General features: G+C 68.9%; 3 protein-coding genes and 3 pseudogenes. 4 read left to right on the top strand and 2 right to left on the bottom strand.

Features of this window, described 5'->3' with window-relative positions; genetic code table 11:
- From NBW84_RS16425 to NBW84_RS16415, 3 genes and pseudogenes are all read left to right on the top strand, one after another.
- Positions 1-770: pseudogene (locus NBW84_RS16425) on the top strand (integrase core domain-containing protein); the annotation flags it as partial.
- 97 nt (positions 771-867) lie between these two features.
- The gene (locus NBW84_RS16420) at positions 868-1,548 is read left to right on the top strand and encodes a TetR family transcriptional regulator (protein ID WP_250285615.1); all 681 of its coding nucleotides are present in this window, start codon (positions 868-870) and stop codon (positions 1,546-1,548) included.
- Positions 1,549-1,652: 104 nt separating this feature from the next.
- Positions 1,653-2,471, top strand: coding sequence for an SDR family NAD(P)-dependent oxidoreductase (locus NBW84_RS16415; protein ID WP_250285614.1), 819 nt, complete (start codon positions 1,653-1,655; stop codon positions 2,469-2,471).
- Between the two features lie 300 nt (positions 2,472-2,771).
- Here NBW84_RS16415 and NBW84_RS16410 read toward each other — a convergent pair whose 3' ends face one another.
- Together NBW84_RS16410 and NBW84_RS16405 are read right to left on the bottom strand one after the other, a co-directional pair.
- Positions 2,772-3,176 carry a hypothetical protein gene (locus tag NBW84_RS16410; RefSeq protein WP_250285613.1) on the bottom strand — a complete coding sequence of 135 codons (405 nt, stop codon included), beginning with the start codon at positions 3,174-3,176 and terminating at the stop codon, positions 2,772-2,774.
- Positions 3,177-3,214: 38 nt separating this feature from the next.
- Positions 3,215-3,628 (bottom strand): annotated as a pseudogene (locus NBW84_RS16405) (transposase); the annotation flags it as partial.
- A gap of 180 nt (positions 3,629-3,808) precedes the next feature.
- Here NBW84_RS16405 and NBW84_RS16400 point away from each other — a divergent pair.
- A pseudogene (locus NBW84_RS16400) lies at positions 3,809-3,898 on the top strand (IS6 family transposase); the annotation flags it as partial.

Below are 3,898 nucleotides of genomic sequence, written 5' to 3'. Positions count from 1 at the left end.
CACACGAAAGCGGACCTACCCGCAGCGGGCTGGACGACCGCCGGCCAGCACGAAGATCGCGACCCTCATCGCACGACTCGCGACCGAGAACACGACGTGGGGGTACCAGCGGATCCAGGGTGAGCTACTCAAGCTCGGCCACCGGGTCGGCGCGTCCACGATCCGCCGAATCCTGACGTCCCTCAGGCTGCTCCGGCCCCGAAACGCCAGACCGACACGACGTGGCGGCAGTTCCTGCGCGCCCAGGCATCGACCATGCTGGCGGTCGACTTCTTCCAGGCGGACCGCGCCGTGACGCTGCGGCGTCTGTACTGCTTCTTCGTCGTGGAGGTCGGCTCCCGTCACGTCCACGTCCACGTCCTCGGGGTCACCGCAACCCGGACGGACCGTGGACCACCCAACAAATCCGAAACCTCCTGGTGGACCTCGGTGACCGGGCGGCCGACTTCCACTTCCTGGTCCGCGACCGGGCCGGGCAGTTCACCGCGTCCTTCGACGCGATCCTCGCCGACGCCGGCATCACCACGGTCACGATCCCGCCCCGAACTCCGCGGGCGAACGCCTACGCGCAACGGTTCGTCCGCACGGTCCGGACCGAGGTCACCGACCGGATTATGATCTTCAGTGAACGGCGCCTCCGTACCGTCCTGGTCGAATATGTCACGCACTACAACGGACGACGCCCCTATCGCGGTCGCGACCTTCAGCCGCCACGGCCCGACCACCCCGTCGCCGACCTGACCCAGGAACGGATCAGACGCCGTCCGGTCCGACGTCGTCGCTCCGTGGTGCCCGTGAGCCCACAAGTCAGTCGTCGACATACCGTCCGGTTGGTTTTATCTTGGACACATGGCAGGCGGTGCGGCTGTGACGAGGCCGGCTACGGCGAAGGGCGAGGCCACGCGCGCCTTCTTGCTGCGCACGGCCGGGCGGGTGTTCGCCGAGCGTGGCTATGCCGTGGCCACCATGGCCGACCTGATCGAGGCGTCAGGCATGACCAAGGGGGCGTTCTACTTCTACTTCCGCTCCAAGTCCGACCTGGCGCTCGCCGTGCTGGCCGGCCAGAAGACCCACCTGCTGGAGCAGGTCGGCACACGCCTGGCGTCCCGGCCTCGCGCCGTGGATCAGCTTCGCGACCTGGTCCCAGCGATGCTGGACCTGATCGTGACCGAGCCTGCGACGTGGACCGTCACCCGGCTGGCCCGGGAGCTGGCGGCCGAACCCGACCTCGCCGACCGGGTCGGCCGGCCGATGGCGGAGTGGGTGGAGGCTGTCGCGGACATCGTGCGCCGCGGTCAGTCCGAGGGCGATCTGCGCACTGGCCTCGACCCCGACGCGGTCGCCGCCGTGCTCGTCGCCGCGTTCGACGGGCTCAAGTCGCTGACCGACGTTCTTGACGAACCGGCCGGGCCGTCCCGATTCATCGACCGAGCCAAGGTCCTGGGCCAGCTCGTGGAGTGGGCCTTGTGCGAACCCGGTAGCCCAGCCGACGGCCTTTCCGAGCCCGCTGCCGACAGCACTCCGCGACCGTCTCCGGGGAAGAGCTGACCCCCGCCCGCCAGCACACCCGGACCAAAGATCGACGGTGTGACGGAATCATGCGGGGAACCCGTACCCTCAAAAAAAACCGACCAGATGGTATGGAGATGAAAATGGACCTCAGCGGACAGACGGCACTCGTGACGGGCGCGTCGACCGGCATCGGCGTGGTCTTCGCGCGTGAGCTCGCCGCCCGCGGCGCCGACCTCGTGCTGGTCGCCCGCAGCGAGGACAAGCTCGTGGCGCACGCGGCGGACCTCACCCGGCAGTACCAGGTGCACACCAAGGTGATCGCGGTGGACCTCGAGCAGCCCAGCGCCGTGGACGAGATCGCCGGACGGCTGGAGGCGCTCGGCCGGCCGATCGACGTCCTGGTCAACAACGCCGGTTTCGCGACCCACGGCGACGTGGTCTCGACCGACCGGGACCGCCTGGTGGGACAGGTGCGACTGAACTGCGAGGCCGTGGTCGTGCTGACCGCCCGGTTCCTGCCCGCCATGGTCACGCGCGGGCGCGGCACCGTCATCAATGTCGCGAGCACCGCGGCGTTCCAGCCCGTCGCGCACATGGCGGTCTACGCCGCGACCAAGGCGTTCGTGCTCTCCTTCACCGAAGCGCTCTGGGCGGAGGCGAAGCCCGCCGGAGTCCAGGTAGTCGCGCTGTGCCCCGGCTCCACCGACACGCCGTTCTTCGAGGTCGTCGGCGCGCAGGAAGCGTCGGTCGGCCGCCGCCGCTCACCCGAACAGGCGGTGGCGACCGCCCTGCGAGCGATCGACCGCGGCCGACCGACAGCTGTCGACGGCCTCGGGAACACACTCGTCACGAAGCTTCCCCGCGTCCTGCCCAGACGCGCCGTGATCCGCCTGGCCGAACGCGCGGTGCGCCCGTCCACCGAGCACCAAAGCCGGGTCACAGCACCGCGTTCCAAATAACTCACGGCCACGCGGCCGTAGCACGGCAGGCCAGCATGTACGCGACACCGACACCAACAATTCGGATCTGACGCCGGACTCGTTTGCTCAGTGTTCCCACGACCGATCATCAGTCCTCGGCCGCCGCCCGCCGCTTCTCAACGGCCAGTCCCTGTCACCCCGGCACCACACACCACCCGGAGAGCTGCGGTTACGAAGCATCAACAAGGGTTCACGCTATTCATCCGTCCAGCCTTCCTCTCGCCCGTAGCCCTCAGTGGGCGTTCTGTGGTGATTCGCCGGTTTCCGGTCTGGGTTGATCTATGGGGTGGAGTGAGGGAGGACGAACAGGCCGGGATCGGGTTCGGTGAGAACACCGCGTTCGACCAGCCGTTTCAGCTTGGCCCGGATGCCCTCGATATGGCGGGGTCCGGTGCCGGTGCCCAGGGCCAGGCAGACGTCCTTGGCGTGCAGCCCGTCGTGGTCGGGGGTGAACACGGCCAGCACCTCTCGATACCCTGGCGGCAGCGGTTCCGCTGGGGCGTGGGTGGCCTCGGCGGACAGCTCCAGCACCGTCTGGCGGGTGATCTCCAGTCGTTCCAGGGTGTGCTCGGTGGCGGTGAGCTGGTCACGCAGTTCGGTGATCTGTTCTCGTAGCTGCTCGACGGTGCGTCCGAGGCGTGTCCGTCGGGTCTCGATCTGTTCCAGCAGCCGCTGTGTCGACATCCCGCTCCCTTGTCGTGCGCCGGGTCCTCCCGTCCCGGTCAGGCCGGCGGGTCCCGCCAGGTCGGGGTGGTGGTGCCGGTCAGCCGGCGGGTCATCACGTCCACCATCGACCAGTGGATCATCGCGGTCGTGCTGGCGGGTCGCGTCTCGTAGTCCCGGGCGAGGCGGCGGTGCAGCATCAGCGTGCCGAAGGCCTGTTCGACTCTCCGCCGCTGGGACAGCGGGGTGAACCCCCGCGTCCCCGCGGCACGCCCGACGACCTCCACGTCGATTCCCAGGCCGGCCCCGTGGGCGACGACGGTGTTTGTGAACCCGGCGTCCACCCACGCCTTACGTATCGATGGTGCCGCGGCGGCCACCCGGTCCAGCAGGGCGGTGCCGATGGTGTGGTCGTGCACGCTGGCGGCGACCACGACCACCGCAACCAGCAGACCGAGGGTGTCCGTGGCGATCCTGTGGGGCTCCGGAATCCCGATTCGGGCGGTGACCTGGGTGTTTGCCTACCGGACGGGGTCTGTGCCGGGCAGGCTGGATGGTCATGGTGTGGTCGCTGCTCTACGCCCTGACGCGGAACGGCACTGTTGCGTTGGCGAAGTCCACCACCGCAGCTACCACTCGGGCATGATCGGGTGATGGGTCGACGTCCTGCCCGTCCACCGGTCCCAGCTTCGGAGTTCGCCGGTTTTCGGTTCCCACCCGAGGTGATCGTGCTGGCGGTTCGC

This window comes from Protofrankia sp. CiP1_Cm_nod2 (assembly GCF_920664355.1).
Classification (GTDB): Bacteria; Actinomycetota; Actinomycetes; order Frankiales; family Frankiaceae; genus Protofrankia.
This window is presented reverse-complemented; position numbering and strand designations above follow the sequence as displayed.

What these genes read in the sequence shown, in the direction of transcription:
- NBW84_RS16410 (WP_250285613.1), bottom strand. Translation starts at nt 3,176, where the DNA reads ATGTCGACACAGCGGCTGCTGGAACAGATCGAGACCCGACGGACACGC.
- NBW84_RS16415 (WP_250285614.1), top strand. Translation starts at nt 1,653, where the DNA reads ATGGACCTCAGCGGACAGACGGCACTCGTGACGGGCGCGTCGACCGGC.